The organism is Micromonospora parathelypteridis (assembly GCF_014201145.1).
Classification (GTDB): Bacteria; Actinomycetota; Actinomycetes; order Mycobacteriales; family Micromonosporaceae; genus Micromonospora; species Micromonospora parathelypteridis.
Genome location: NZ_JACHDP010000001.1, coordinates 3,809,182 through 3,823,066 on the forward strand (window position 1 = coordinate 3,809,182; position 13,885 = coordinate 3,823,066).

Sequence of the window (13,885 nt, forward strand, 5' to 3'; positions counted from 1 at the left end):
GAGGGGTGCGTGAAACGGAACTGGGAGGCCCTGGTCCTCAAGGCCATGGGAGGCCGGGACTTTCGGTTGACCGTGTTGAGCACCGAATCGATCGACGGGCACTACCAGCGGCTTCTCCTCGACGGAGGCGGCCTGCTGGAGGCGTGCGGGGTGCACCCCACGATGTGGATCCGACTGTGGTTCGACAACGACGGCCGGGCACACCAGCGCGCGTACACGCTGGTGGACCCCGACCCGGCCACCGGCCGGTTCACCCTCGAATTCGCCATCCACGACGGCTGCGCCACCCGCTGGGCCACCGCGGCCCAGGTCGGTGACACCATCACCGCGACCGTTCAGGGCAGCGCGTTCGAGCTGCCCGATCCCGCGCCCGAGCACCTCTACCTCGTCGGCGACGCGGCGTCCCTGCCCGCGGTGAACAGCCTGCTCGACGCCGGCGCCGACATCCCGGCGACGGTCTGGCTGGAGTACGCGCACGAGGGCGAGAAGGCGCTCGTGCCACGGGCCCGCGCGCACCACGACGTCACCTGGGTGCCTCGACGCGACGACGGTCAACACCTCGTCGACACGGTCTGCGCGGCGCTGCCGACCACCGGGGCGGGTCACTACTGGGTGGCCTGCGAGGCGGCCAGCACCCGCGGCATCACCCGACACATCCGGCGGACGCTCGGCGTCGACAAGGACCGGTTGACCTCCCTCGGCTACTGGAAAGCGGCATGAAGGGCCGCCTCGGCACCCTGACCGCCCTGTACGTCACCCAGTACCTCGGCGTCGGCTTCATCACCGTCGGGCTGACCGCCATCCTGCGCGACGGCGGCACCTCGCTGGACACTCTGGCGCTGTTGCAGATCGTCGGCCTGATCTGGCCCATCAAGTTCCTCTGGGCGCCGATCCTCGACCGGTACGGCTCGCGGCACCGCGGCCACTACCGATCCTGGTTGCTCGTGCTCCAGACCGCCCTGGTGCTCGCCCTGCTGGCGCTGCTGCCGTTCTCCAATCCGGCCGACGCGCTCGGCCCGATCATCGCCATCTGCGCCGCGTACGTCTTCTTCTCCGCCACGCAGGACATCGCCGTGGACGCCGTCGCCGTCCGGATGCTCGCCGAGTCGGCGCGGGGGACCGGCAACGGCATTCAGGTCGCCGCCAGCTACCTCGGCAACCTGCTGGGCGGCGGTGCCTGCGTCCTGGTCTACGACCAGTTCGGGTGGGCGCCGGCGATCGGTTTGCTGGCCGCGATGACGGCGGTCGGCCTGCTGGTGGTGTGGCGGTTCCGGGAGCCTCCGCGTACCGATCGGGTGGCCCGGGTCGGCACGGCCTACCGGGCGCTGCTGTCGGTGTTCGGCCAGCCGGGCTGCCGGTGGTGGACGTTCGGCGTGGTGCCACTGGTCTACGTCGGTGCGGGGATGGCGTACGCCCTGGTGACGCCGGCTCTGGTCGACGCGGGGTGGTCGTTGGGTCGGATCGGTGTCGTCACGGGCGTGGTGACCAGTGCCCCGGCCATCGTGGCGGGTCTGGTCGCGGGGCTCGGCATCGGGCGGTTCGGGCGTAGTGGCGTGCTCGTGGTCGGCGGCGTGGCCCTCACGGTGTCGACGCTGCTGCTGTTGCCGCTGATGAACGGCCGCGCGCCGCTGGGTACGACGGTTGCCGCGCTCTGCTGCTTCATGGTGGCCTACACCATCGCCAACGTCGTGCTCTACACGGTGAACATGGACTACTCGCGGCCCGACACCGGCGGCACCGACTTCACCGTCCTGTCGTCGTTCGGCCTGGTCTGCTCGTTCGTGGCCGCTTCCATCGGTCTCGCGGCCGCCGACCAGGTCGGCTACCCGGCCGTCGCGGTCGCCGCCATCGTGCTGGTGGCCGCCGGCGTCGCCCTCGGCCTCGCCCACCAGCGGCGATTCCCGCACCAGCCTGGTCCGGTCGCCGGTTCGGCGGCAGAGCCACCGACGGTGGACGGCGTTAAGGCTGCGGCGTGACCGCGGTTCAACCAGCCGCGGACACCACGACATCGGCACGACTGCCGCAGCGGTGGCTCATCCTGGCCGTGCTGTGCGTCGCGCAGCTCGTCGTGGTGCTGGACAACACAGTGCTGACCGTGGCGGTGCCGGTGCTCACCACCGAGTTGGGCGCCAGCACCGCCGAGGTGCAATGGATGATCAACGCGTACGCGTTGGTGCTGTCCGGGTTGCTGCTCACCGCCGGCAGTGCCGCCGACCGGTACGGCCGGCGTCGGATGCTGCTCGCCGGGCTCGTCCTGTTCGGGCTCGGTTCGTTGGCCGCCGGGCTCGCCAGCACCAGCGGGCAACTGATCGCCGCCCGGGCCGGAATGGGCGTTGGCGGTGCGCTGCTGGTCACCTCGACGCTCGCGGTCGCGATGCAGGTCTTCGACGCCGCCGAGCGGTCCCGGGCGATCGGCATCTGGGCTGCGACCAGCGCGTTGGGCTTCGCCATCGGGCCACCGATCGGCGGCACCATCCTCGCGCATCTGCCGTGGGGCGCCATCTTCGGGATGAACGTTCCCATCGTGCTGATCTGCCTGCTCGTCGGTCGTGCGCTGATACCCGAGTCCCGTGGCCCGGCCGGTGGCCGCCTCGACGTGGTGGGCGCGGCGCTCTCCACCGCGGGCCTGACCGCGGTCGTGTGGGCGATCATCTCCGGGCCGGAGCGGGGGTGGGCGTCGGTCGAGGTGCTCGGCGCGGCGGTTGTCGGCGTACTCCTGCTCGGGTTCTTCGTCGGCTGGGAGCGGCGGATCACCCACCCCATGCTGGACATGCACTTCTTCCGGGACCGGCGCTTCGTCGGCGCGATCTCCGGGGTCGTGCTGATCACCTTCGGCGCGACCGGCGCGCTGTTCCTGCTCACCCAGCATCTGCAGTTCGTTCGCGGTTACCCCGCCTGGGAAGCCGGCCTGCGGATGGCGCCCTTCGCGCTGTCCATCGTGCTGCTCAACGTCAGCGGCGTCGTCGCGATGGTGATCCGCCGACTCGGCCTGGCGGCCGCCATCGTCGTCGGCATGACGCTGCTCGCGGCTGGTCTCGCGGTGGTCACCCTCTCTCCGTCGGAGGGGTACGGGGTGCTGCTGGGTGGGCTGCTCGTCATGGGTGTCGGTTGCGCGCTGGCCAACCCGGCCATCGTCGAGGCCGTGATGAGCGCGATCCCGGCGGAGAAGGCCGGTGCGGGCGCGGGTGTCGACGGCACCATGACCGAGGTTGGCAGCAGCCTCGGCATCGCGGTGCTCGGCGCCGTGCTGAACGCCCGGTTCGCCGCCCTGCTCCCGGCAGGGCTGGCCGGTGCCGGATCGTTCCCCGCCGCCCTTGCCGCCGCGCGTGGAGGGGCCGAACGGGAGGCCGTCACCGTGGCCTTCGCCTCGGCGCTGGAGACGGGACAGTTGGTGGGCGCGGGCGCGGTTCTGGTGGGTGGCCTCGTCGCCGCCGGCTTGCTGCACCGGGCAGACCGCCCCATACTCGCCCAATAAGGGTAGGCTACCCTAATTGCGACAATCGTCGTCGACGACGGAGGCGGTATGCGGCTGTACCTGACCGCGCTCAACCCCACCGACGCCGTCCTGGAGGGGTTTCTCCCGGCGGCGGCGGCGCTCGGGCTGTCGGCCACCGTGCTGACCGACCGGCCAGCGGAATGGCCGTCGGACGCGCCCGTGGTGCGGTGCGCGGTCCGGGACGCGACTGCGGTGGTCGCGGCGACGGCACCAACCCGACCGGTGGCGCTACTGTCCAATAGCGACCACCTTCAGGAGGCCACCGCGATCGCCGCACGGAAGCTCGGCCTGCCCGGCAAGGATCCCGACGCCGCCCGTCTCTGCAAGGACAAGGCGGCGGCCCGCCGGGCGATCGCCGCTGCCGGGCTCGATCTGGTACGCACCATCACCATCGACCCCGGCATCGCACCGGAGGTGCCGGTCGAGATGTTCCCGGCGGTGGTCAAACCCCGCGAGGGGGTGGCCAGCGAGGACGCGTACCTGGTGGCAGACCACTCAGAACTGGTCGCCCGGGTCACCGAGATCCGTGGCCGGCGGCCGGACGTGGCCCTGGTGGTCGAGGAGTATCTCGCCGGGGAGCTGCGAACCTTCGAGACCCTCGGTGACGGCACCGCGCTGGCCTCCCTCGGCGGATGGCGCACCAGCCTCGGTCCGCCGCCGACCTTCACCGAGGAGAGCCTGCACTGGTCGCCTCCGGCGGAGTCGGCGAGCACCCAGCTGCGGGCGCGGCTCGACGCGCTCGGGGTCGGCTTCGGCGCCTGCCACACCGAGTACGTCATCGCCGACGGCCGGGTCCGGCTGATCGAGGTCAACTACCGCCTCATCGGCGACCGGATGGACCTGATCCTCGCTGAACTGCTCGGCGTGCCGCTGTTCGAACACGTCATCCGGCTGCACCTCGGCGAGCCACTGGCCGCCCTCAGCCTGCCCACCACCGTCGACCGGTACGCCCAGGTCGAGTACGTCTGCGCGGAAACCTCGGGCCGGCTCACCGCCGCACCGGGCCGGCTGGACACCGTGCACGGCGATGTCCGGCTGGGCTGCCGACCGCTGCGTGCGGTGGGCCGCGTCGCCGAGCACACCGGGACGAACCGCGACTACCTCGCCGTGCTGCACGCGATCGGCCCTGACCAGGCCACCGTCCGGCAGTCGATGGCCGCTTTCCGCAGCGACCTGCAGTGGACCATCGTCGAGTGACCGACGACTGCGAGCGGGAGGTGTTCGGCCGGGTGCTCGACGCCCTGCTCCGCGAGGATCACCTCGGCCTCCTCAGCACCGGCCGACTGGACGGGCCAGACCTCAGCACCGGCCGACCGGACGGGCCCGACTGGTGGCAGGTGCCGCGCCCCGATGGCCTGCTGCGCATCCCGGTCCGAGCGGACGGCTTCCAGCAGACCCTGCGCAGCACGGCGCCGATGGTGCTGGTGCTCGCCAACGGCACCACCCACCGCGCGGACACCCTGGAAGGGCTGTTGACGGTGCTCGCCCCGCACGGCAACGAAGAGGCCGAGGCCGGCTGGCGGGACTTCGGCACCGAGTGCCGCGCCGACCTGCGCGCCCGGCGGCTCGCAGCCCGCAACCGAGCACGGGTGCTCGCCGAGGTGTCCAGCGCACGCGCGATCACCCCGACCGGTCTGCCGGCGGCGCTCCTGGACGACGTGCTCGCCGCCCACCACGGCCACCCGGTCTACCCCACCGACCGGTGCCGGCACGGTCTCAGCGACGACGAACTGCTCCGGTACGCCCCGGAGCACGCCCCGCGTTTCGCGCTGCGGTGGTACGCCGTACCTGCCGAGGGCGTCCGGCTCACCGGTGAACTCCCGTCGTGGTGGCCGCGTGCACCGCGACCGGATCAGCTTCTGTTGCCGGCGCATCCGATCACTGCGGCACGCGACGCGCTACCGGTGACGGATCTGCCCGTGATCTCCGCGCGACCCACCCTCTCCATGCGGACCGTGGCGCTCGACGACGACCCGTACCTGCACCTCAAACTGCCGCTGCCCACCGCGAGCCTCGGCGCCCGCAACCGACGCACGCTGCAGCCGGGCTCGCTCGCCGACGGCGCGGCCGTCGCCGCGCTGCTCGACCGGATCGCCAGCGCGGAACCCGCCTTCGCCGGCCGGATCCGGCATGCCGACGAGAGCACCTGGGCGCACGTCGACGGCGACGAGCGGCGCAGCTTCCTGCTGCGCCGATTCCCGCGCGACCTGGCCGGCGTCCAGGTGGTGCCGGTCGCGGCCCTCGCCGCGGCCGACCCGGTCGCCGGCACGGTCCTCGAACGGATCAGCCCCGAGCGGCCCGGGACGCTGCTGGAGTCCTACCTGGACCTGCTGCTCGACTGGCACGTCTTCCTGTGGCTACGCCACGGAATCGCCCTTGAGGCGCACCCGCAGAACATCCACCTGCTGGTACACCCCGACGGCACGGTCGGCCTGCTCTACAAGGACAACGACGGTGCCCGACTCGATGCGCGGCACGGCGGCCCGGGCGGGCTCGTCCTGGACGACGACCGGATGTGGGCGCGCGAGCCGCAGGAGCTGGCCGACGTGTTCATCACCATCACCCTGCACCTGGCCGCCGCCGCGCCGCTGATCGCCCTGGCCGCCCGAGGGCTGCCCGTGCCGACACCCGCCGAAGCGCTGGCACCCCGCCTCGCCGCCGCCCGTGACCGTTGGGGCGACGGCCCCGCGGTACGAACCTTCACCGAGCGGGTCCTGCGGGCCGCCCACCTGCCCATCAAGGCGATGCTCACCGCCGGCACCCTGTTACCCAAACAGCGGCTGGGCTGCGCCGACATCAACAAGTACTACCTGCGTACCGGCCCGAACTACCTCCGGGAGACACGATGACGTGCGCACAGTTGCGCTCCCGGCCGGCCAGCGCCACCGGCAAGCTCGCCGACCTGGCCGCCGCCCACGCCGTCTTCGGCTGCCTGATCCGCGAACTTGCCCTGCCGGACGGCACCCCGAGCGTGGTCGACAATGCCGTCCGTGTGCCGCTGCGGCACCTCGGCGTCACGTTGCGCTGCGTCGTCGCCCGATCCTCACCGCTCGGCGCGCACCGCTACGCCGGCCCGGTGCAGCGGCTGACCGACGACGGACGGTGGGAGGACCTGGACGCGGACGGCCTGGCCAGCCTGGTCGCGGCGGAACTCACCACCCGTACCGGCCTGGCGAACGACGAGTTCATCGAGCAGGTCCGGGCCAGCCGGGACACCGTGGCCCGGCTACTTGCCGAGCGACCGGCCGACGATCCGACCCCCACCGGTGATCCCGCCATCGACGCGTACGTCGACTCCGAGCAGTCACTGGTCTTCGGCCACCCGCACCACCCCACCCCGAAATGGCGCAGCGGTGACCCGGACGGTTGGCGGGCGTACGCGCCGGAGCTGCGCACGTCGTTCCGGCTGCACTGGCTCGCCGTACCGGACGAGCTTGTCGCCGGTGCCGGACCGTTCGATCCGCTCGTGGCTGCTCTCGACCCGCCACGACCCCCGGTCGGGCACCGCGTCCTGCCGGTGCATCCCTGGCAGCTCTCGCTCCTCCCACCGGCGCACCCACGGCTGCGCGATCTGGGGGCGGCCGGTGTGCCGGTACGGCCGACGGCGAGCGTCCGCACCCTCTACGCCCCCGACGCCGACCTGTTCGTCAAGACCAGCCTGCACGTCCGCATCACCAACTGCCTGCGCAAGAACGCCCGGTACGAACTCGCGGGCGCGGTCGCCCTGACCGACCTGCTGGCCGGGGTGCCGATGCCGGACGGGGTGGGGCTGCTCGCCGAGCCCGCCTACCGCACTGTCGACGTGCCCGGTCCGGACGAGGCGTACGGGACGATCCTGCGCAGCGGTCTACGCCCGCACCTGCGTCCCGGGGACACCCCGCTGCTGGCGGCGGCGCTGGCCGCCACGCCGCTGCTGACACCGGACCCGGTGGCCTGGTGGCGCGCGTACGTCGGGCTGCTGGTGCCGGCGGTGCTGCGCTGCTGGCTCAGCCACGGGGTCGTGCACGAGGCGCACCTGCAGAACGTGGTCGTCGTGCTCGACCGGAACCGCCACCCGGTACGCATGCTGCTGCGCGATCTGGAGGGGGTCAAGCTCGACACCGAGCGGTGGGCCACCTGGCCGGACGGCATCCCACCGCAGGTTCGCTACAGCCCTCGGGACGCCCGCCGCCGGATCGTCTACTGCCTGTTCGTCAATCACCTCGGCGGCATCTGCGGGGCCCTCGCCGATGCGCGACCGGGCATCGAGCAGCGACTGTGGCGCGAGTTGCGGGCCGTCGTCGAGGCGGTGGCCGCCGACCTCGACGATCCGCCCGAGCTGCGCGCGCTGCTGCACGGTGAGCCGCTGGTGGCCAAGGCGAACCTGCTGGTCCGATGGCGGCGTGACGCGGACCGGGCCGCACCGTTCGTGCCGGTGCCCAACCCGTTGGGCCGGCCACGGTGACGAGACCGGTCTACGTCCACGACCTCGACGCGCTGACCGCGCAGGCCACAGCCATCCGGGCGGCGCTGCCCCGGCAGGTCGAGCTGCTCTACGCGGTCAAGGCCAACCCGGACCCCGGCGTGCTGCGTACCCTCGCTCCGATCGTCGACGGGTTCGAGGCCGCGAGCCGTGGCGAACTGCGGAGGTTGGCCGAGGTGCTGCCGGGCCGGCCCCCGGCCGCGTACGCCGGGCCGGGCAAGACCGACGCGGACCTCGCCGCCGCCCTCGCTGCCGGCGTGCGCCGCATCCACGTCGAGTCGCCCGCCGAGCTTCGGCGACTCGGCGCGCTGGCCACCGCCTCGGGCCGGTCCGCCCAGGTGCTGCTGCGGGTGAACCTGCCGGTCGCCGCGCCCGGCGCGAGCCTGCTCATGGGTGGCGGACCCAGCCCGTTCGGCATGGACCCGGCCGACGTGGTCGAGTGCGTCCGCCGCCCGCCCGCAGGCATCGACGTACGCGGAATCCACGCCCACCTGGCCAGCGGGTTGGACGCGCCGCTCGCCGCCACGGTCGCCGCCGCCGTGGTTCGCTGGGCCGCCGCGGAGATGGGCGCCGTCGAGGTCGACGTCGGCGGAGGCATGGCCGTGGACTACGCCGACCCGGCGGCGCGATTCGACTGGGCCGACTACGGCCGGGCGCTGGCCGGCGTCCTCGAAGCGCACCCGGGGGTGCGGCTGCGCATCGAGCCGGGCCGGTCGGTGACCGCCTACTGCGGGGCGTACCTCACCGAGGTCATCGACGTGAAGCGCTCCTACGGCGAGTGGTTCGTGGTGGTCGCCGGCGGCACCCACCACCTGCGCACACCGGCGGCGAAGGGGCACCCGCAGCCGTTCACCGTGCACCGGCGCCGCGGCCCTGACGGCCCGCACACCGACGGAGGGCCGGTCACTGTGGTCGGGCAGCTCTGCACCCCGAAGGACGTGTTGTCCCGATCGACCACCGCCGGGCCGATCGGCGTGGGTGACGTGCTGGCCTTCGCCATGGCCGGCGCGTACGCCTGGAACATCAGCCACCGCGACTTCCTGCTGCACGAACCGCCGCTCTTTCGCACCGGTGACCCGGAGGAACTGGCCGGTGAGTGGGCCGCCCGACCGCCGGGATCGTGACCTCGGTCCGCTTCGTTCCACAATGGAATGCAGGGGCAAAATCTGTGGCGGCCGTCGATACGATGACGCCGACCGGCGCCGACACAGGCTCCGTCATGGGGGAGGTCAACGTCCAGATGAAACGCATCGGTTCAGCGATGCTGGCAATGGCGGTCGGTGTCACCACCGCCGTCCTGGCCACCGGCCAGCCGGCCCTCGCCGCCACCTCGGCCAATTCACCTCTGTCGAGCTGGGCGTATCTCGACTCGCAGAGCCCGACGAAGAAGTTCGTCAACCCGAGCGTCGCGCCGCCCGTCGGCACACTTGTCGACAGCGCAAACAAGGCACACACCTACCGCTCCTACTTCACCTACGACCTGACCCAGCTCAAGGGCGCGGTGGTGCACAACTCGTACCTCTACACCAATGAGGACACGGTCACCGACTGCTCTGCCGCCGCGACGATCGAGGTGTGGCGTACCTCCGCGGTCAAGTCCGGGACGACCTGGAACAACCCGCCCGCCGAGCTTGAGAAGTTGATTTCCGCCGACCGCGGCCCGGGTTCCATCTACTGCCCCGGCTTCCTGGGCATCGACATGGTGTCGACCCTCAACGCCGCGCTCAGCCGGCGCGACAAGTCGATCACCATCGAATACCGGATCACGGCAGCCCAGGAGACGGACCCGCGCGCCGGCCGCACCTTTCAGCAGCCGACGCTGAGCTCCACCTCGAACTACCCGCCGACTGTGACCGACCCGCGCCTCGAGGCTCCGGACCGGCCGTGCGGCACGGTCACCAAGCCGTCGCCAGCGGCGGCGTCAACCCTGTTCAGGGCTACCGCGAACGACCCCGACGAGGACGACTACCCGTCGATCCTCTACGCGATCTGGCCGGTCGACCATCCGGACCAGCGCCGTGAGTTCTACAGCTACAACTTCGTCACGGACCTCAGTCAATACACCCACGGTGAGCTCCTCGCCTGGCAGGCCCGCGCCAGTGACTACTACGACGCCGGCCCGTGGAGCAAGGTCTGCTACATCGTCATGGACAAGGCGGCACCGGCCAACCCGCCGGCGGTCTCCTCGAAGCTCTACCCCGAGGGCGGAACGCCCGGCGGCGGCAGCGGTCTCAAGGGCAAGTTCCGCCTCGACGCGGACGGCGACCGCGACGTGGTCGCCTTCGCGTGGCGTGACTCGATGGGTGACTCCGGTCAGATCAAGGCGCGTCGCCCGGGCGGTTCGGCCATCCTCGAATACACCCCGAAGCGGGACTGGTTGGAGGAGCTCTACGTCAACTCGATCGATGCGGCGGGCAACCGTGGGCCGGAGAGGACCTACCGGTTCTGGATCGCCGACACCGCGCCGAGCGCGCAGATCGAGCTGGGTGGGGTCGGGCTGCCGAGCACGATCACGCTCTCCGCGCCGAAGCCCGAGACGACCGCCTTCGGCTATCAGATCAAGGGTGCCCCTGAGTCCCGGGTGCCGGCCGTCGACGGTAAGGCGACCGGGCAGCTCACCTTCACCGAGGTCGGCGAGGTCGAGGTCGTCGTCAGCAGCTACGCGAAGAACAAACTGATCGGGCAGGACACCCTGCGGATCATGGTCACCGACGCCCCCGGGGTCGAGTCCGCCGAGTTCAACTTCGACAGCGAGCCGATCGCCGGCAAGACCGGTTCGTTCACGTTCACGCCGCGCATCACCGACGTCGTTTCCTACGAGTACGCCCTGGACGACACCCTGCAGACCGTGCCGGCGGCGGCGGACGACACCGCCGTGGTGCCGTGGACGGCGACCGCGGGATGGCACACCATGGTCGTACGGTCGGTGCAGGCGGACGGCTCGAAGTCCTTGGAGACCTACTACCAGTTCAGCGTCCTCGATCCGGTCCCGTCCGTGTTCTCGCCGACACTGGAACACCTGACGCGGATCGACGGCGTCGGCCTGCCAGTGGAGTTCTATCTGAACAGCCAGCTGCCGAACGTGACCGGCTACGTCTACCGGTTCGACGGCGGCCCGGAAACCATCGTCGACTCCTACGGTGCCAGCGTGACGATCAACGTCACGCCGGTGCACACCGGCGACAACACGCTGCTCGTCCGGGCGCTGCTGGCTGACGGCACCCGGTCGCCCGAGAAGAGCTTCACCTGGCAGCCGTTCGAGGCACCGGTCATCGTCACCGACCCGCCGAACGGTGGCGCGGCCGCTCAGCCGATGACGCTGACGTTCCGTTCGGCGCTACCGGACACCAAGGAGTTCCGCTATTCGCTGGACTTCGGCGAATACCAGGTCATCGCGGCGGGGCCGGACGGCACGGCGACCGTGTCGTTCACACCGCAGTGGGATGGCTGGTTCTCGGCCCGGGTCACCGGTATCGCTCAGGACGGCACGACGTCGCCGGAACGCGAGATGACCGTCCCGGTCCGCGACACCCGGGTTTCGGTGTGGAGCCAGTACAACGAGTGGAACCCGAGGGGCGGCATCGGCGTGCCCGGCGACTTCGCCCTCAGCACCTCCTGGACGCCGGAGGTGGTGGAGTACCGCTACCGGCTCAACGATGGCCCGGAGCTGAGCGCACCCAGAGGGGACAGCTGGAACACCCTGGTCACGCTCGTGCCGGACCGTAACGGGCTCAACACCCTCACCGTGCGGGGTCGCACCTCGGACGGCCGGCTCTCCCCGGTCACCGAATACGCGTTCCAGGTCGGCACCGCGCCGCACGTCTTCTCCGAGACGTACCCGCGGGACACGCCCGGCGGGGGAGTCGGCGTCGAAGGCCGCTTCGAGTTCAGTGGCGGCACGGCCGGGATCACGTCCTTCGAGTACACGATCGGCGGCACCGCGGGCACGGTCGCCGCCGACGCGCAGGGCCGTGCGTCGATCACCTGGACCCCGACCGAGGCGACCAGCCTCTACCTGGTCGTCAAGGGGCACAAGGCGGACGGCAGCGTGACCGACGAGGCCGGGTACTACATCTCGGTTAATCCGGGCTGATCGATTCCCGGTGCGTTTAGCTCCACCATTGATCGGATGACGCCCCGCAGGCCGGGTAACCGCCTGCGGGGCGTCACCGTCTCGACGCACTCCGGTCTCCGCGTCGGTGCGACGGACGGCTGACGCGGCGGCGGCGCACGTCGACGAGCGGTCGGAGCGGATTTCTGGCACCGTTGGTACGGCGCGCAGTGTCGCCGAGCTGCCGGTGACGCCGTATCGAGGGGGTTTCGTGGACTTCACGCTGTCGACGCGGCAGGGGCGGATCGGCACAGTGGTGGAGGTCGCTGGCGACCTGGACATGAGCACCACACCCGAACTGCGTGACCAGCTGCGCAAGCTGGTGGAGAGCGGCGCCCAGGTGGTGGTGGTCGACCTGACCGGGGTCGGATTCATGGACTCCAGTGGCCTCGGCGTGCTCGTGGTCGCCTACAAGGACCTGCGGGAACGGAACGGTCGGCTCGCCCTGGCCGGAGTCAGTGAGCCGGTGCGTACGGTGTTGTCGATCACCTCGGTGGACCGGGTCATCGGCATCTTCGAGACGGTGCACGACGCCGAGGAGGCATCCGCCGCGGTGTCGTGATCACCGTCACCAAGGAAGGCTGCTGGCGCGGTCGGTGTCAGCGCCAGCAATGCTCGATCGCGGCCCGTGGCCGCCGTACCAGTCGACGATGAGCAGGGTGGCGTCGTCGGCCAGGATCGGTCCGGCGGTTGCCAGCACCGCGTCGGACAGCGCCCGGACCGCCTCACGGGGATGCAGGTGGGCGATGCGGAGCAGGGCGGCGGGCAGGTCCAAGTCGGCGGCGTTGCGTTCGCGCATTCCGTCGGTGACGATGACCAGCCGGTCGCCGGGTAGCAGGGTGACCTCGCCGCTGCGATAGCCCTCGTCGGGAAACATGCCCAGCGGGAAGTTGGCGGGCAGTTCCAGCGGCGTGGCCCGCCCCTTCCGGACCAGCATCGGCGGAACGTGCCCGGCATTGAGCAGCTCGCAACGCCCGGTGGTCAGATCGATGCGGCCGAGCACGGCCGTCACGTAGGCGCCGCGAACGTTGGCGTGTTCGGCGACGGCACGGTTGGCCAACTGCGCCTGAGTAATGAGGCTGTCGCCGTGGCGGCGGGTGTTGCGCAGGCTGCCCACCCCGAGGGTGGCGGTCAGAGCACTGGCCACGCCATGGCCCATCGCGTCGGTGACGCTGACGTGCAGCGTGTCGCGGGCCACGCTGTAGTCGAAGGTGTCCCCTCCGATGCTCGCGGCCGGCTCCAGCCAACCGGAGAGGGCGAACGCGCCGGCCTCGCACGTGAACGAGGCGGGCAGCAGGCGGCGTTGGATCTCGGCGGAGAGGGTGAAAGGAGCGCTGCGCTGCCCCCACTCGAACAGGTCGGTGTGTCGGCGGTTGGCGATGACCACGAACGCCAGCGCGTGTGCGGTGCGGGCGATCCGCGCGGTCACGGCGGCGTCCGGCTCGTCGGGCAGGTCGATCTCCAGCAGGCCAATTGCCTCGCCGCGTTCGGTGACGGGTGCGAGCACCGTCCACCGGTCATCGCCGGGTAGCACCACGGCGGCCTGTTGGCGCAGCGCCTGCTCGTACGGCCCGCCGTCGAAGGGGAGAACCTCGGCGGTCTCCTCGCCCTGACGCCGGCCGGCGCGACCGATGGCCGTTTGGTGGGTCAGTCGGACCAGTGCCCGGCCGCTGAGGTCAGCGATGAGCAGCGAAACGCCGAGCGCGTTCAACGCCGCAACGATGGCGCCAGTGACGGCTTGAACCGCCTCGACCGGTGCGGCTTCCTCGGCCGCCTGCAGCATCTCGGCCAGCACGGCCTGCTCGTTCTCCTCCAC

10 protein-coding genes are annotated in these 13,885 nt (G+C 71.3%); 9 read left to right on the forward strand and 1 reads right to left on the reverse strand.

Annotated elements, in window-relative coordinates; genetic code table 11:
- Positions 1–9: 9 nt before the first annotated feature.
- The 9 genes from HNR20_RS17195 (at position 10) to HNR20_RS17235 (ending at position 12,631) form a co-directional block, all read left to right on the forward strand.
- Positions 10–720, forward strand: a complete 711-nt coding sequence (locus HNR20_RS17195; protein WP_184181072.1) for a siderophore-interacting protein — start codon at positions 10–12, stop codon at positions 718–720.
- Positions 717–1,976: an MFS transporter gene (locus HNR20_RS17200; protein ID WP_184181074.1), complete on the forward strand. Its 1,260-nt coding sequence runs from the start codon at positions 717–719 to the stop codon at positions 1,974–1,976. Before HNR20_RS17195 ends, HNR20_RS17200 begins: the two co-directional genes overlap by 4 nt.
- Complete coding sequence (locus HNR20_RS17205; protein ID WP_184181076.1) at positions 1,973–3,475, forward strand: MFS transporter; 1,503 nt, start codon at positions 1,973–1,975, stop codon at positions 3,473–3,475. The genes HNR20_RS17200 and HNR20_RS17205 overlap by 4 nt, the downstream gene beginning before the upstream one ends.
- Positions 3,476–3,523: 48 nt before the next feature.
- Positions 3,524–4,693, forward strand: coding sequence for an ATP-grasp domain-containing protein (locus tag HNR20_RS17210; RefSeq protein WP_184181078.1), 1,170 nt, complete (start codon positions 3,524–3,526; stop codon positions 4,691–4,693).
- Entirely contained in the window at positions 4,690–6,345 is a 1,656-nt protein-coding gene (locus HNR20_RS17215; RefSeq protein WP_184181080.1) for an IucA/IucC family protein, read from the forward strand. Before HNR20_RS17210 ends, HNR20_RS17215 begins: the two co-directional genes overlap by 4 nt.
- Positions 6,342–7,940, forward strand: a complete 1,599-nt coding sequence (locus HNR20_RS17220) for an IucA/IucC family protein (RefSeq protein ID WP_184181082.1) — start codon at positions 6,342–6,344, stop codon at positions 7,938–7,940. The genes HNR20_RS17215 and HNR20_RS17220 overlap by 4 nt, the downstream gene beginning before the upstream one ends.
- Positions 7,937–9,082, forward strand: coding sequence for an alanine racemase (locus HNR20_RS17225; RefSeq protein ID WP_184181083.1), 1,146 nt, complete (start codon positions 7,937–7,939; stop codon positions 9,080–9,082). Before HNR20_RS17220 ends, HNR20_RS17225 begins: the two co-directional genes overlap by 4 nt.
- A 116-nt stretch (positions 9,083–9,198) precedes the next feature.
- Positions 9,199–12,051, forward strand: coding sequence for a hypothetical protein (locus HNR20_RS17230; RefSeq protein WP_184181086.1), 2,853 nt, complete (start codon positions 9,199–9,201; stop codon positions 12,049–12,051).
- 106 nt (positions 12,052–12,157) lie between these two features.
- Positions 12,158–12,631, forward strand: a complete 474-nt coding sequence (locus tag HNR20_RS17235; protein WP_229686998.1) for an STAS domain-containing protein — start codon at positions 12,158–12,160, stop codon at positions 12,629–12,631.
- Between the two features lie 6 nt (positions 12,632–12,637).
- On the opposite strand, the gene HNR20_RS17240 is transcribed toward HNR20_RS17235, so the two are convergent.
- The gene (locus tag HNR20_RS17240) at positions 12,638–13,885 is read right to left on the reverse strand and encodes a PP2C family protein-serine/threonine phosphatase (RefSeq protein ID WP_184181088.1); all 1,248 of its coding nucleotides are present in this window, start codon (positions 13,883–13,885) and stop codon (positions 12,638–12,640) included.